Source organism: Candidatus Krumholzibacteriia bacterium, assembly GCA_029865265.1.
Classification (GTDB): Bacteria; Krumholzibacteriota; Krumholzibacteriia; order WVZY01; family JAKEHA01; genus JAKEHA01.
On record JAOUHG010000050.1, the window covers coordinates 1 to 14,538 of the forward strand.

Here is a 14,538-nt window from a genome sequence, read left to right on the forward strand (position 1 = left end):
ACCCCTTGCAAGGAACTGCGATGACGAAGAGTTGTTCTCGATCGATCAATCTCTCGATGGCGGGAATCGCACGGCCACCTAACAATCGGTTGCAGCGGACGGCCCGCTGCGCGGTCCACCGCTGAACGGATACGTTAGAGCGCACGGGATGCCCGAATGACGACCACGGTTATCGATCGGACCTCGTTCCCGCCGCGAGTAGCCTTGCTGTTACCCGCCGTGCTCCTGCTCCACCAGGTGGAGGAGTGGTTTGGTGGGTTCCCAGAGTGGACCCGTTACGCCGCGGGAAACGGAGTGACAGCCGGGCGATTCCTTCTCATCAATGCCGTTGGGTTTGTCTTGTTTACGTTCTGGACGCTGGTCGCATTTCGGGAACGGCAGCTATCCTGGACCATTGCATCCCTAGCCACGCTAATAGGCCTCAATGGAGTATTGCACGCGGTCGCCAGCGTAGTGGTCGGTCGATACTCGCCCGGGACCGTGAGCGGCCTACTTCTATCGCTCCCACTTGCCATTGTCGTTCTACGGGCGGCGCTAGCGGCATTGCCTAGGGGGTTGGTCTACGGTGCGATCGCTGCTGGCGTTCTGTTCCACGGTCTCGTGACGGTCCTGGCACTCGCATAAGGAACGTTCTAGCGGGGGATGGTTGCAGAGTCGTACGAGTGAATGGAGGCTCGGCCGATACCGGTGGCGCCGGCGTCGAGCAAGCGCGGGTGCGCTCTAACAAGGCGTTGCACCTGACAGCGCGCTTCGCGCGCCGCAGGTGAACGCCAGTCCGTTAGACGGAATTTATGGACTCCCGACTAGTCTTGATATTGGGAGCGACTGGCATGCTGGGCCGACCGGTCGTGCAGTCTCTGATGTCGCAAGGGCGCGTTGTGCGTGCTCTAGTGCGCAACGCTGCAGCGGCCCGACGCCTGCTGGGCGATTCCGTCGAGATCATCGAGGGGAGCGCGCTTCAGGAGCGGGACGTCCAAGGAGCGATGTCGGGTTGTCAGGCGGTCCACATCAACCTCACGCGGGAAGCGGAACTGGTTGCCATGCGGCACGTGGTCCACGCAGGGGCAAGGGCGGGACTTGAACGCGTGTCCTACGTTTCGGCGACCACGGCCTGCGAGGAGAACCGATGGTTCGAGGTCGTGGACGTGAAGATGCGCACGGAGGAGGTCCTGCGCCGAAGCGGCATCCCCTACGTCATCTTCTGTCCGACTTGGGTCATGGAGACGCTCGAGAACTTTATCCACGGAGGTCGCGGGGCGATCATCATCGGACGGAATCCCCCCGAGTTACACTTTTTTGCCGCCGCAGACTTCGGACGGATGGTGGCCCAGTCCTACGACGACGAGCGCGCACTCGGCAAGCGCTTGTTCATTCACGGGCCGGATGGTGTGAAGCTCCCCGACGCTCTCGAGCGCTATTACGCTGCCTGCTACCCCCAACTGAGGGTGATACGATTGAAACTGTGGCATGCGCGGCTCGTTGCACGGCTGACCCGGCGGCCAGGGCTTACCTACGTGACAAAGCTGATCGATTACTTCGACCGGGTAGGGGAACTCGGCGACCCTCGCGAAGCGAATGCTCTACTCGGCGCGCCGTCTACCACGCTTGATGAGTGGTTCGCCATGCCACATGGCGGGCAACAGGGACTGCCGCATTGACACTACGAGGTGGGGTTCCGTCTAACCACAGCATGCAGCCGACCGCGCTGCGCGCGGCGGCTGAGCGCCAGCGTTCGGCGGACGCGGAAAGGTATATGTGGGGGTGAGCTTATGATCGTGAGGACTATTGTGGCGTGCGTGTTTCTCGTGGTTCTCTCGACGGTAGTCGCTAATTCGGACACGATCGGGCTTTACGACTACTGGAATGGGTGGAGCTGCAACATCACGGACGGTCTTGCTTACAAGGCGATCTACGTCGTTCACTGGACATCTGGAAATGTAACGGCGTCGGCGTTTTCGGCTCCGAAGCCGGCGTGCTGGACGAACGCGACTTGGGTGAGCGACACGGATCCATGGGGGTGGCCGGGGTCTTCTCAAACTGGAAAGTGGTATCCATACGGCGTGTGCATCACCGAACCGACGGCACTTTACCTTATGACAATCAAGTTTGTCGTTCAGGGATCGAGCCCGCCGTGCTGTCCATATCCGTTGCTTCCGAACCCTTACGAGGATCCGGAGCATCCCATCGTTGTCGACTGCGACAACAACATTCATCCGGTCCCGGGGCTGGTTGCAACGATTAACAGCAACGCGACGTGCCCGTGTGGGTATCCGGTGGCGGTAGAGGAGACCACTTGGGGGAGAGTAAAGTCTCTCTACGGCGAATAGCGCCGTCGAACAAGCGCATGCAGCTGACGACTGGGGCTGTCATGCCGGCTGCGGGGCATCCGGCCTGCCAGCCTCGTCGCAGCTGATGCGCATCCCGTTAGACTGCGGAGGGCAAAGATGAGATTTCTCAACCGGCGTCGCGGCTTCGTTCTTGGGATCACGCTCATATGTCTGGCGGCCATTCCGAGCTACATCCGCGCGTTCGTGATCGTCGGCGACTCGGATGCCCCAGCTTTCGTTACCGGAGACCGAGTCCTCGTGAACCTCGGTGCGTACGACATCCGGCTGCCGTACGCCAGCAGTCAGCTGGCGAGAGTGAGGGACCCGGTACCAGGTGACATGATCGTGTTTCGACTCCTTGATGGCCAGCTTGTGGTCAAGAGGGTGATCGCAGGCCCGGGGACCCGGATCTCCATGCAGGGCAACCACGTGACGATCGACGGCACTGCTCTGGGCTACGCCGCTGTGGCTCCCCATGAGAAAGCAGTCATCAGCCGCGGGCGCCTTGGAGCAGTGGTTGAGATCGAGCGCGGGAACGGACCGGAGGTGTATATCTCATTCGATCGGGGCCGTGGTGGCGTCGGAGACTTTGAGGAACGAGTTGTTCCTGAAGGCTTCTTCTTTGTCTTGGGATCGAACCGCGACGCTTCGATGGACTCCCGCCAGTTCGGGCCGGTTGCTCGAGAACGAATCCTGGGGCAGGTCATTGGTCGTGTGTGGTCCGCGGGCTAACAACAGCGTGAACCTGTCGGTCCGACCCGTCACGTCGCTTGCAGACGACGCAAGCGCCGCGCCGGTCCGGCCCGCAGGTTACGCGGAGCGTTAGACGCACATGAACGAGACGCGGATCGTCAAGCGCCTGGAGGCTCTGCTCGACGGGCTCATCGAGCGGAAGGAGATCCACTCCGCCGTGATGTCGGTCGTCTCCGAGGATGGGACGTTCCGGTGGGCCGGTGCCCGGGGCGAGATGTCTCCGGACGGCGCGCCCATGCTGCCGACGACTCCCTGGTTTATCGCGAGCATCACCAAGCTCTTTATCGCCTCGACCGTGCTGCGGATGGTGGGAGAAGGAGAGCTGGCGCTCGAGGATCGCCTCGTGGACCGGCTTGCAGGCTCCGTCACGGAACGGCTCCACGTGCTCGACGGCGAAGACCGCACCGACCGGATCACGGTGGAGCACCTTCTGGGCCACACGTCGGGGCTGGCGGACTTCATCGAAGACTACCCGGCGTCGCGGCGGAACGAGGGAGCCGACCGACGCAGCCTGGTGGAGATCCTGGTGGAGGACGGCGATAGGGCATGGTCGCTGGAGGACACGGCTCGATGGGTCCGCGAGAGGCTTGTGCCCCACTTTGCGCCGCAGCCTCTGGACGCGCGGCGCGTCCGTATCCGGTACTCGGACACGAACTACCAGCTTCTCATCGGGATCATCGAGGGACGCCGCGGGGCGCCTTTCTTCCAAGTCCTGGAAGATCTGATTCTGGGTCCCCTGGGACTCGAGGACACCTGGCTTCCGGGCCACCGCCGGGGGAGCGGTCCGGAGCCCGACGTGGCCGCACTTTACGCCGGTGTGGAGGTCGCCCGGTTCCCCAGCTTCCTAGCCTCGATCGGTGACATGAACTCGACCTGCGAAGATCTCATTCGGTTCTTGAGGGCCGTCGTGGGGGGCCGTCTCTTTCGGGATCCCGGCACCTGGCGGCGCATGCGGGCGCGGTGGCGCCAGTTCTCCTTGCCGCTGGACCGCGCCGCTCTCCGGCAGCCGGGCTGGCCGATCGAGTACGGCCTCGGGGTCATGCGTTTCCGGCTCCCGCGCTTCCTCACGCCCTTTCGGCCAGTGCCGCAGGTCGTGGGACACACCGGCTCCACCGGGACGTGGCTCTTTCACGCCCCGGAGCCGGACCTGTTCCTCGCGGGGGCGGTGAGCCAGATCGCCGCCGGTGCCATCCCATTCAAGGTGGTTCCCAGAGTCCTCCGGGCGGTGGCGGACGGCCAGAAATGAGGAAGGGATGGAGAGCAGACGACGGCAAGGGCCTGGGCAGATTGGCTCGACCAGTTGGTCCGCGAGACGCTTCCTGCTCTCTCCATGCCAGTGGGGCGTCCAACAAGGCAATGAAGCTGACAGTCGCCTCCGGCGCCAGCAGCTTATCGCCGAACGTTGGGCGGAGAAGAACACCGCCTTCGCAGAGGGAGGCACTACCATGAACAAAGTGACACCTTTTTTGATGTTCAATGATCAGTTGGAAGCGGCGATGGAGTTTTATGCGGCGACGTTTCCGGGGTCGGAGGTGCGGAAGGTGGCGCGTGCGGGGGAGGATGGTCCGGTGAGCTCGGCGGAGTTCGTGGTGGGTGGTCAGCTCTTCCTGGGTTACAACGGGGGGTCGTACTTCAGCTTCTCGGAGGGGGTCTCGCTCTACGTGGACTGCGCGGATCAGGCTGAGACCTAGAATCCGTAGGATACTGACAGTACGGCGTAGTGCAGCCAGGCGAAGTTGTACACCTCGTCCACGTCCGCGCCGCCTTCGACGGTGCGATAGCCGGCGGCCACGCTCCAGCGCTCGCCGATGTCGCGGTAGATCTTGAGCGAGGCATCCTCCGCCCGTCCGGGTCCGCCGGCCAGTGCGTCGGCGTCCAGCACCACGCGCCAGTTGTCCGACAGGCGGCATTGTGCCTCGATGTGCAGCAGGGGCACGAAGCCCACGTCGGTCTTGCGCGCGGAGGTCGCCCCCTGGCGCAGCTCGATCTTCGCGTCGCGCACTTTGGCGGTGAAACCGACCCACCATGTCCAGCGGTCCCCCTCGTGGAAGCGGTAACGGTACCCGAGGCGCCAGGAGTTGAACTGGTAGGTGGCTTCAACCGGCACACCGGCCGTGAACTCGCCGCCGGCGAAATCGATGTCGGTGGCCGGCACGCCGGTCTCGGTGATGGACAGCGGTGCGGCCAGCGCGCGCAGGCTGTGCCGCGCGTTGATGTTCCACGTCAAATACAGGCGACCGGCGGGCCAGGGGCCGTTGCCGGCGACGTCCACAAGGGAGAAGCGCGTCCCGGTTTCGTCGTTCGGGATCTGGACGTCGTTGCGGCTCTGCCAGAACGCGCCGCCCTCGAGTTCCAGGACGAACGCGGGTGGATCGTTCCCCAAGGCGAGGGCCGTACCGGCCGATGCAATCAGGCCGGTGGATAGAAGCAGCGTGGACAAAAGTCGGTTTCTCATAACGATTGGACTTCAAACCTACGAATGGATCCGCGGCGAGTCAAGCCGCACCTGCCAGGGGATCGCCAGGGAGTCCTTCCAGGGGAGTGCCCATGGGGTACCCGAGCCACGCGTGGACGGGAACACCGCCCACCACCGGGAACTCAATTCTGTTCGAAACACCCCCATCGAGAACAGGCCATCGCGACGTGACGATGGCCATGATCTACACCCACGTGCTGAACAAGGGCGGCCTCGGCGTCAGGGCGTCCAGCGCAGTGTTTGGCTTGTTAGCCTGCGAGTTGCGCAGTACTATTTGCGCGCGCGCCCCATCTGGCGGTACGGCAGGGCTCTTTCGCCGCGGCCTATCAGGCTAGGCCGCGAATGGATAGCCGCAGAAGACCAATAGAACGGTAGTTAGACGCCTGTGACACCGGGTGCGGCAGTTACGACCAAAAGGAATCCAAACTCGATGTCCCTTGCCCTGAACAAACCCAAGCTCGATAACCTCGCCGACGAGATCTGGAAGTCGGCCGAGCGGCTGCGCGGCAAATTCAAGCCGTACGAGTACCAGAACGTCGTCCTGCCGATGATCGTGATCCGCCGCCTGGAGTGCGTGCTGATCAAGTGGCGCGAAGAGAAGGCAGCTGAGGTGCTGGCCAAGCGGCCCAAGCTGACCGAGAAGGAACTGGCCAAACTGGTGAAGGGGCTGGAGACGAGCACGGCTCCCTTCTCCAACAAGACCGACTGGACGCTGCGCCGGGTCTACGAGGAGGACCACACCCTCCTCGACGAGAACTTCCGCGCCTACATCAACGGGTTCTCGAAGAACGTCGACGACATCATCGAGCACTTCAACTACCGGGCCACCATCGGGCTGATGGTGAAGAACAACCGGCTGGCCCCTATCCTGAATCAGTACAAGGAAATGGATCTCGGCCCGGACAAGCTCTCGCCGCTGGAGATGGGTTACGTCTACGAGGAGCTGCTGCGGCGATTCTCGGAACAAAGCGGCGAGGAGGCCGGAGAGCACTTCACGCCACGAGAAGTCATCCGCCTGATGGTGGAGCTGCTCGAAATCCCGATCCCCGACCGGCACCTCTCCATCTACGACCCTGCCTGCGGCACGGGCGGAATGCTGTCGGTGGCGAAGGAACATCTCCTCGATTGCGCCGCCACCCCGTGCGTGAGGTGGTCAGAGACAACGAGTGACTCCTGCGGACCAGGAGAAAGGCAAGTGCGACTCGAAGGATTTTGCAAACAGCGACGGTCATTTTGGTTGCTGGTGTGCAGTGGGCTGCTGCTCATCGGGTGCGGCGAGGAGTCAACTGTGGAGCCGAAGGCTCATATTCTCGATGGAGAGTGGGCATACTCATTCGCAGCAACAAGTCCAGTTGTGTGTCCGGCCGTGCCAGTATTGGTGGGATGCAGTGGCGGTGGGGTTCTCCTGTTCACGGGATCAGGCACCTCGCTGCAGTGTGCCTATAGTTTGCGTGGTGCGTGTCAGGACTGTGGGTTTGTCGGGGACTACGGTAGTTCAGGCAACGTCGAGAACCTGGGAGTATCTAAGGGTGAAGTCAGATTCCAGATAGCAAACTGCCAATTCACGGCACAGCTCCCGATGAGCGCCGAAGATCAGATAGCCGGTGTTGTATCTTGCACGATGGGCCTGGATCCCGAGCCAAGCGGCTCATGGCGCATGATAAGAAAAGATTGACCACGTAACTCGCCGCTCCTGCCGACCCGCCGGGACAGCGGAGATAGAGTGCAGTTGGCCAGGGCGCGCGGCGGAGCGCCGTGTCGCTAGGAGGCGGGATGCCACTTGATTTGCGAAAGTTCTGCCCATTGTGCTCTCATGAGATGTCGTCCAAAGAGCGCCGGGCTTTTGCGAAGCCATGGGGAACTCGCTGCGTGGCGCCGTGTCCCAGTTGCGGGAGCTATCTTCGCTGGACGGCCGTGCCGTGGCACACGATGAACGTCGCGGGTGTCTGTCTGCTTGTTTTGGCGCTGGTAGTGGTTCTGGCAAGGGACGCCATGCCTGGAGGGGTGATCGCAGGCCTTTGGGTAATCTCGCTGGCGTTGGTTATTGTTGGCGCTGGTATGACGAGGTTGATTGCGGCGGAAGCTCCAGCAACTCCCCGTCCGGGCGCTGACGCGCGCGCCTCCTAACAGGCGGCTGCTGCCGCGGAGTACCTCATTAGAGGGGCTCGCCCCGTCCGGCGGCTCCGGGACCGGAATGAACGCTGTCCACTGGGCCGCGAACCTGGGAAAACTGAGCACGCTTCGGCTGTTGCTAGACCATCGTGTGCGCTGGAGATCCGGAACAACTACGGAAGCACGGTCCCAGGGCAGACGGTGTGGTCGGCCGTGAACCAGCCGCGACACAGTCAGCTCGAGGCAATCAATGAGTTGCTGCGTGCGGGCGCGGACATCAAACAGGTTGAGTTCCCGACGGGAAACCGGCGAGTCGATGAACTTCTCTCGCCCGCGAGGCGGGGCTGATCGTGCTTGTGGCTACTGGAGCTCGTCGTTAACTGCGGCCTCACAACCGGTTGCAGCGGACAGTCCGCTACGCGGCCCGCGGCTGAACCGGAGCATAGGGGTTCGGTTGTTTGCGATTTACATCCAGGGCGGCATCCACCACGGGCTCTGGCAGCGGTAGATGCTCGTCTTGCTTGAAGCCGATTGGATGGTGAGTGAACATGATAGCCCGCGAGATCAAGCGGTTAGAGGAGCAACTCAAGCGAGCGCTGGAGGGGGAGGCATGGCATGGGCCGTCCGTGCTGGAATCTCTTGCTGGAGTCTCCGCGCATGAGGCGGCTGCACACCCAATCTCGGGTGCCCACAGCATTTGGGAGATCGTTCTGCATCTGACTACTGACTACGGCCTCGTCCTCCGCCGCCTGTCTGGAGATGGGCGCCAGCTCACGCCGGAAGAGAACTGGCCGCCTTGCCCGGCAGCAACCGAAGAGAACTGGAGGAAGGCTGCGCAGGACCTCACGAAACTCAACCCGCTCGTGTCAGAAGTGCCGTACACGGCATACACGCAGTTCATCGGCGTCACCCAGCACGGCCTCTACCACGCCGGTCAGATCGCGCTGCTCAAACGGGCACTGCGCACGGGATGACATGCCAAGGCCGCAAGAGCGTTAGGCCCTGTCGATGACTTCGACGAGAGGCTTCGACGCATTCGTGAGGGCAGCGGTGAGATCATCAAGGGATCAACTGACGCCGGGCACGCCGTCAATCGAGACCTGGTCGGTGTTTACGTAGCATTGCAGGCAAATAGGTGATGCGCAGCACCTAACAATCGCTTGAACCCAACACGCGCCACCGCAACCCGAGCGGCCCGCGAAGGGATTGACGGGCCGCTTCGCCAACCGTACGCTGAACGCCCCGAAAAGGGGGCGACGCGCATATGCCGAAAACAGGTACAAGACAGGATCTTGCGGTGGGCCAACGCAAAGCGCTGCTCGATACGCTGAAAACTCGTTTTGCGAGCCACACGACCCGCCACAAGGGCATTCGGTGGACGGAAGTGCAGGCGAGGCTGGAAGCCAGGCCCGACAAGCTGAGGTCACTCGCGGAAATGGAACGAACCGGCGGCGAACCAGACGTGGTGGGGCAAGACAAGACGTCGAATGAATACATCTTTTGCGATGTTCGCTCCGTGTCTAGATCGTCCGTCAGAGCCGGCAGGGTGTTGCGAAAGCGCTAGCCAGCCGGGTCGAACCGCAGACACCTCGGAAACGTTCGTGGCTGCTATCGGTGGATGACCATCTTGTGGGTGGCCGTCTCGCCGTTGACCGACACGCGGTAGAAATACACGCCGCTCGCCAGTCGGTGGCCCTGCGAGTCCAGTCCGTCGAACGGGAGCCGGTGCCAGCCCGCAGCCAGCTCTCCGGCATCGCGTGCGTACACGCGCCGGCCCGCCACGTCGTACACGGCGATCGACACGCGCCCGCGCGCGGGCAGCCCGAACTCCACCACCGTATTCTCCCCGAACGGATTGGGCGCGTTGGCGACCACCTGCAGGTGCGTCAGTGCCGGCGTGTCGCCGACGCCGGTGACGGTCGCGCCGACCATGGCTTCATTCGATGGTGCGCTCTGGTTGCCGTGCACGTCGACGGAGACGGCGCGGTAATACCAGGCCGTCCACTGAATGGCGGTTGCGTCGGTGGTGATCGTGTCCGCTGTGCTGGCCAGGAAGTGCGCGCTGTCGACCGGAAACCCGCTCGTGTCGCCGCGGTAGATCCGGTACTCCTTGAAATCCGGTTCTTTGGGTCCGCCTGCTTTCCAGTCCAGATCGACATTGTCTCCGCCCGTGCGCGCCGCGGAGAGATAGAGGGGCGTCGCGGGCGCCAGATTGTCCACGGAGTATCCGCTGTCGGGCGCGGAAGGGAAGAAGACAAGGGGATCTGACGTGTGCGCCACCACCTGGAAGTAGTGCAGCGCCGGGTCGCCGCCGACTGAGTCCTGCCGCGTGGCCACGACGTCGCTGTAGCCGGGCGAGAACAGCGCGTCCTGCGTGTCGACGAACTCCCACAGGTAGATAACACCATTCGACGCGTCCGCGCGGATGGCGGGTCCGTCGAAGTCGGCGCCGACGTCTGTGAGGGTGACGACGCGCGTCGCGCTGCCATAACGATCGGCGACGACTCGCGCGAACGATTCGTCAGCGGGGTGCCCCGGGGAACTGCGGGATATGGCGTCTGCGAGCGAACCCACGATCGTGTCGAGCGCGCGCCACTCGGAGTAGTGCGTGATCTGTTGATAGGTGAGGTTGTCACGCTGACTCGCCGTCCAACCGAGCGCGACGTTCCCGCCCTGGTCGCCCGGGATGTCCGCCACGGAGACGATGCTCGGCTCCGGACGGCCCCACCAGCCGTAGCGCGGCTCGATACGCTGCGTGTACACGAGGAGGTTGCCGGCACGCCCGTCCACCCAGGACACGAGCGTGCTGCCGTCCCCCGCCGGCACGGCCGACACGCTGGTCCTGAACCCCGGCAGTTCCGTGACGGGAACCCCCGTGCTTGCCCATCGCTCCTGCCCATCGGCATCGACACGCTGCGCATAGAGGTCGTTCCCAGTCACGGGGAAGTCCCGCTTGTCCAGGAAGAACAGAGTAACGCCGCCTTCGCCGTCCGGTGCCGCAGTCTGGAGAGTCTGGTCCCAGGTCGTCAGCGGAGCGCCGATCGTGCTGGGCCAGACAGGCACGCCGAAACCGGTAATGCGCTGCGCGTGAACGTCCGACGAGGGGATGCTGTTCGGAGCCGACCAGCCCGCGATGACACCGTCGGCCCCGTCGCTGACGGCTGTGACGGATGACGCTGAGCCGACGTTGGTCTGTATGAATGGTCCCCACTGTGCAACACCGGCTGCGTCGAGACGTTGCCCGTACAGGTAGATTCCCCCCGCGTTCCTCCACAGGACGAGGGCGCCGGAAAGCCCGTCGGGAACCAGCCCGACGAGAAACTCGTCGCCCGCGAATGTGCTCACGGCCACGCCGTTGGACGTCCACGCCGGCGTGCCGAAGAAGTTGATCGACTGCGCGTAGGTGTCGCTGTTCCCGCTTCGGTAGTCGTTCCAGGCCACGATGGCGCCCGCCGCCCCGTCGGAGATGATCCGGGGGAGGCTCTGTCCGTTCGCCGCCGTACAAACGGCCACACCATTTGCTGCCCAGAGAGCGTTGGCGTTGGCGTCGACGCGCTGGGCGTAGATATGGCCGATACCACTCCTGGCGTCGATCCACGTGACCAGAAGCGCGAAGCCGTCGAACTCGGCCCACGTATCCCCCTGGATACCGCTCGCGGAGCAGACGGGAATCCCATTGAACGCCCAGAGCATGACGCCGTCGTTCCGGACGCGCTGCGCGTAGATGTCGAACACACCCGTGCGCTGGTCGCTCCATACGATAAATGCGCCGCCCGAACCGTCCGGGACGATGTTGGGCTTCTGCTGGATGTTCGCCGCCGTACACACGGGGACCCCGTTGACCTGCCATACGCGATTGCCGTCGGCGTCGATGCGCTGGACGTAGATATCTTCATCGCCGGTGCGAAAGTCCGCCCACGCGACGATGGCGCCGCCGGCTCCATCGGACGCGATCGTGGGATCCAAGTTGTTCTGCGACGATGCGGCGGTCAGCACGCCATCTTTCACCCATTCCGCACGGGCCACGGGAGAGGCGACGGTAACGAGCAGAAGGGTGATAGCAGAATAGAGAACGGGTTTCCGCATGAGAGGCTCCTCGGGTTCGATCCGGTCGGCGAGGATCATCGTAGAATACCCATTGTACCACGGCCCGCACGGGTGGGACACCTCGGACCGCCCGTCGAGATTTTTCCTTGACCGGGGCGGGGCCGACCCATATAGTTGCTAGTGACAACTAGGAGGGGTCATGCCGGGTGCGACGAAGATACGGGGGAGCCGGGACGCGGAGGCGGCCCTGGAGCGCAAGGGCTACGTTCGGCGGGTGGCCCATCCCGACGACGGGCGGGCGATAATTCTGTCGCCCACGGCGAGCGGGCGAAAACTGCACCGCCGGATCACCGAGAATCTCATCGACGAGGAGAAGCGCCTGATGGCTCCGCAGATTACTTGGCAAAGGGGAACCGCCTGCGGGCCCCTGGTTACCGCACGCGGCGACCCGATCCACTGGGTCGCAGTCGTTCGCCGAGGAGAACAACGACTTTGCGCTGTCGATGTACGGGCAGTTGCGGCAGCCGTTCGAGAATCTGCTCTTCTCTCCGTTCAGCATTCGGATTGCCCTTGCCATGACCCGAACCGGCGCCAGAGGGGAGACCGCAGCGCAGATGAGAGACGCCCTCTGCATCTCGTCCTCTGATGAGACGCTGCACGTCGCCTTCGCCGAGACTGTCGAGCGGTTCAACGCAGCTGGCGGCGGCGAGTACGAGCTAGCCGTGGCAAACTCGCTCTGGGGCCCTTCCACCTGGAAGGCGGAGGGAAGGTGCAGGCGCCGCTGATGCACCAACACAAGGAGGTCCGGTACACGCAAGCCCGGGGCTACCGGGCGGTCGATCTGGTCTACCGTGGCGGCGACCTGTCCATGCTCGTGCTCCTTCCGGACCGAAAGGACGGGCTTCGGGATCTTGAGGAGGCGCTTTCCGCGCGCATGCTCCAGGATTGTGTGGCACAGATGGATACGCGCGAGGTCAGGCTCTTCCTCCCGCGGTTCAAGATCACTTGGGGAACTGTCAACGTGCGCGACCAACTCACCCTTCTCGGCATGCCGCTGGCGTTCAACCGCTTCCAGGCGGACTTCTCGGGGATCAATGGCCACGAGCCGCCCCACGAGGATTCGCTGTTCATCTCGGGCGTCTTCCACAAGGCCTTCGTCGAGGTTAACGAGGAGGGAACGGAGGCTGCGGCCGCCACGGCTTCCACGATGATACGCGGTTCGTCGCTCCGACCTTCGAAGCCGCCGCCAGTTCCAATCTTCCGCGCCGACCATCCCTTCCTGTTCGCCATCCGCGACCGGAGGAACGGCACGATCCTCTTTTTCGGGCGCATGGCCGATCCGACGCGGGCGAGCTGACTTGAGGTTGAGAGTCGGTGGGTTACGGCCTAACAACAGCATGCAGCCGACGGCGCTGCGCGCCGCCGCTGATGCTGGGCGTTCGGCGGATAGGAAGTAGTTCCTGGAGGTATGGTAAAGTGAACACCGTATTTCGTGTTATCGCAGTCCTGTTGTTGCTGTCTCTTCCCGCGGTGGCGGAACAGCAGGGCATTCAGGACGAACTACTTGACCGTATGTCCGGAAACTGGGTTATGACGGGTACAATCGGCGGAGCTCAGGTGACACATGATCTGGTAGCCGAGTGGGTACTCGGTCATCAGTATCTGCGTTTTCACGAAGTGGCGCGTGAGGTGGACGATGAAGGTGTACCTGCCTACGAGTCCATAGTCTTCATTGGTTGGAATGAGGCCCTCGGCCGGTATACATGTCTATGGCTAGATGTAACAGGAAGTGGAGCTCAATTTCCTGAACACACCGGATACGCGGAACCGGCGCCTGATGAATTGGCCTTCGTTTTCGATACCGGTGACGATAGCGCTATCCACACAACATTTACTTACGATCGAGAATCCGACGTATGGCATTGGATCATAGAAATAGAACGTGGCGCGAAGCATTCGACTTTTGCGCGGGTGTCGCTGACGAGGCAGTAACCGTTCCGGTATGTGGAGATAAGATGATTTGCAGGTGAAGCCATGGAAGCGGGTGCATTGCGTCCTGCCCGTCAACGAAGACAGAATGAAACGCACCTCCGGTGACCGCGCCTTCTCGCTGACCGTGCTGCTGCCCTTCGCGGTAGCAATCGGGTATCTGCACTATTCGAAGGACGTGCCTTTCAAGTGTTTCATCTACGGTTCTGGTTCCTGGGGTTTCGGCTGTATTCTCAAGCTCGTTCTTTATCATGGGGTAGTTCGCAGGCTGCGACATGACCCATCTCGCATCCTCGGCACCGCTGCGCTCAACGGACTGGTGTCAGGAATAACGGAGCTTGGCTTCGCACTAGTCTTCTTCGCGTTTCTACCCGTCCTGACGTTCTGGGAGGTGGTCGCGTTTGGCGTTGGCATCGGGACAATCGAGGCGTTCGTGGGCGCCACGACTGCTAATCCCCTTAAGGGCACTGCCTTGGAGAAATCAGCCGACGAGCTGGAAGCCATGGTCGGTCGCCTGTCGGGAGGACCACGCCTTGTGTACGGGTACATCCTGCCGTTCAGCGAGCGCGTCATCGCAGCGGTGATCCACATTGGAACTCGCGGCCTGGTTTACGTTGCCTACCACTCAGCTAACCCACTGCCGCTTGTCATGGCCTTGGCCGCGTTCTTCCTCGCGGACGGGATCATCGGCTATCGCTTGATTCACCAGGGCAGGCTTTGTGATCTTCGGGCTCTCAACAAGACGTATGCCGGGCTCTCGGCCATCGCGGTCATAGTGTTGGCGGGCTTCCTTCTCTACTGGCCGGAAGGTGGATATGGATAGTTGCCCTTCGA

The 14,538-nt window shown here is 62.7% G+C and carries 13 protein-coding genes; 11 read left to right on the forward strand and 2 right to left on the reverse strand.

The genetic code is table 11. The annotated features are described in order from the left end of the window. The first annotated feature begins 791 nt into the window (after window positions 1-791). From OEX18_14460 to OEX18_14480, 5 genes are all read left to right on the forward strand, one after another. A complete protein-coding gene (locus tag OEX18_14460) occupies window positions 792-1,658 on the forward strand; it encodes an NAD(P)H-binding protein (protein MDH4338471.1) in 867 nt (288 codons plus the stop codon). A 111-nt stretch (window positions 1,659-1,769) separates the two neighbouring features. Further along, the gene (locus OEX18_14465) at window positions 1,770-2,327 is read left to right on the forward strand and encodes a hypothetical protein (protein ID MDH4338472.1); all 558 of its coding nucleotides are present in this window, start codon (window positions 1,770-1,772) and stop codon (window positions 2,325-2,327) included. A gap of 117 nt (window positions 2,328-2,444) precedes the next feature. Further along, window positions 2,445-3,059 (forward strand): signal peptidase I, encoded by a 615-nt coding sequence (gene lepB, locus OEX18_14470; protein ID MDH4338473.1) that lies wholly within the window; start codon window positions 2,445-2,447, stop codon window positions 3,057-3,059. 100 nt (window positions 3,060-3,159) lie between these two features. After that, complete coding sequence (locus OEX18_14475; protein MDH4338474.1) at window positions 3,160-4,326, forward strand: beta-lactamase family protein; 1,167 nt, start codon at window positions 3,160-3,162, stop codon at window positions 4,324-4,326. A 199-nt stretch (window positions 4,327-4,525) separates the two neighbouring features. Next, a complete protein-coding gene (locus tag OEX18_14480) occupies window positions 4,526-4,771 on the forward strand; it encodes a VOC family protein (GenBank protein MDH4338475.1) in 246 nt (81 codons plus the stop codon). Here OEX18_14480 and OEX18_14485 read toward each other — a convergent pair. Further along, the gene (locus OEX18_14485; protein ID MDH4338476.1) at window positions 4,768-5,535 is read right to left on the reverse strand and encodes a hypothetical protein; all 768 of its coding nucleotides are present in this window, start codon (window positions 5,533-5,535) and stop codon (window positions 4,768-4,770) included. The two genes, OEX18_14480 and OEX18_14485, sit on opposite strands and share 4 nt — an antisense overlap. A gap of 451 nt (window positions 5,536-5,986) precedes the next feature. On the opposite strand from OEX18_14485, the gene OEX18_14490 reads away from it, so the two are divergent. From OEX18_14490 to OEX18_14500, 3 genes are all read left to right on the forward strand, one after another. After that, a complete protein-coding gene (locus tag OEX18_14490) occupies window positions 5,987-7,231 on the forward strand; it encodes an N-6 DNA methylase (GenBank protein ID MDH4338477.1) in 1,245 nt (414 codons plus the stop codon). A gap of 985 nt (window positions 7,232-8,216) precedes the next feature. Next, window positions 8,217-8,642 (forward strand): DinB family protein, encoded by a 426-nt coding sequence (locus OEX18_14495; GenBank protein ID MDH4338478.1) that lies wholly within the window; start codon window positions 8,217-8,219, stop codon window positions 8,640-8,642. Between the two features lie 290 nt (window positions 8,643-8,932). Beyond that, window positions 8,933-9,232 carry a DUF4256 domain-containing protein gene (locus tag OEX18_14500; protein ID MDH4338479.1) on the forward strand — a complete coding sequence of 100 codons (300 nt, stop codon included), beginning with the start codon at window positions 8,933-8,935 and terminating at the stop codon, window positions 9,230-9,232. A gap of 44 nt (window positions 9,233-9,276) precedes the next feature. Here OEX18_14500 and OEX18_14505 read toward each other — a convergent pair whose 3' ends face one another. After that, window positions 9,277-11,754: a T9SS type A sorting domain-containing protein gene (locus OEX18_14505; protein ID MDH4338480.1), complete on the reverse strand. Its 2,478-nt coding sequence runs from the start codon at window positions 11,752-11,754 to the stop codon at window positions 9,277-9,279. 712 nt (window positions 11,755-12,466) lie between these two features. On the opposite strand from OEX18_14505, the gene OEX18_14510 reads away from it, so the two are divergent. From OEX18_14510 to OEX18_14520, 3 genes are all read left to right on the forward strand, one after another. Further along, the gene (locus tag OEX18_14510; protein MDH4338481.1) at window positions 12,467-13,072 is read left to right on the forward strand and encodes a hypothetical protein; all 606 of its coding nucleotides are present in this window, start codon (window positions 12,467-12,469) and stop codon (window positions 13,070-13,072) included. 119 nt (window positions 13,073-13,191) lie between these two features. Beyond that, window positions 13,192-13,707, forward strand: coding sequence for a hypothetical protein (locus tag OEX18_14515; protein MDH4338482.1), 516 nt, complete (start codon window positions 13,192-13,194; stop codon window positions 13,705-13,707). An 85-nt stretch (window positions 13,708-13,792) separates the two neighbouring features. Continuing rightward, a complete protein-coding gene (locus OEX18_14520; GenBank protein MDH4338483.1) occupies window positions 13,793-14,527 on the forward strand; it encodes a hypothetical protein in 735 nt (244 codons plus the stop codon). Window positions 14,528-14,538 lie beyond the last annotated feature (11 nt).

What these genes read in the sequence shown, in the direction of transcription:
- OEX18_14480 (MDH4338475.1), top strand. Translation starts at nt 4,526, where the DNA reads ATGAACAAAGTGACACCTTTTTTGATGTTCAATGATCAGTTGGAAGCG.
- OEX18_14490 (MDH4338477.1), top strand. Translation starts at nt 5,987, where the DNA reads ATGTCCCTTGCCCTGAACAAACCCAAGCTCGATAACCTCGCCGACGAG.
- OEX18_14485 (MDH4338476.1), bottom strand. Translation starts at nt 5,535, where the DNA reads ATGAGAAACCGACTTTTGTCCACGCTGCTTCTATCCACCGGCCTGATT.
- OEX18_14460 (MDH4338471.1), top strand. Translation starts at nt 792, where the DNA reads ATGGACTCCCGACTAGTCTTGATATTGGGAGCGACTGGCATGCTGGGC.
- OEX18_14505 (MDH4338480.1), bottom strand. Translation starts at nt 11,754, where the DNA reads ATGCGGAAACCCGTTCTCTATTCTGCTATCACCCTTCTGCTCGTTACC.
- OEX18_14465 (MDH4338472.1), top strand. Translation starts at nt 1,770, where the DNA reads ATGATCGTGAGGACTATTGTGGCGTGCGTGTTTCTCGTGGTTCTCTCG.
- OEX18_14495 (MDH4338478.1), top strand. Translation starts at nt 8,217, where the DNA reads ATGATAGCCCGCGAGATCAAGCGGTTAGAGGAGCAACTCAAGCGAGCG.
- OEX18_14475 (MDH4338474.1), top strand. Translation starts at nt 3,160, where the DNA reads ATGAACGAGACGCGGATCGTCAAGCGCCTGGAGGCTCTGCTCGACGGG.
- OEX18_14520 (MDH4338483.1), top strand. Translation starts at nt 13,793, where the DNA reads ATGAAACGCACCTCCGGTGACCGCGCCTTCTCGCTGACCGTGCTGCTG.
- OEX18_14500 (MDH4338479.1), top strand. Translation starts at nt 8,933, where the DNA reads ATGCCGAAAACAGGTACAAGACAGGATCTTGCGGTGGGCCAACGCAAA.
- lepB (MDH4338473.1), top strand. Translation starts at nt 2,445, where the DNA reads ATGAGATTTCTCAACCGGCGTCGCGGCTTCGTTCTTGGGATCACGCTC.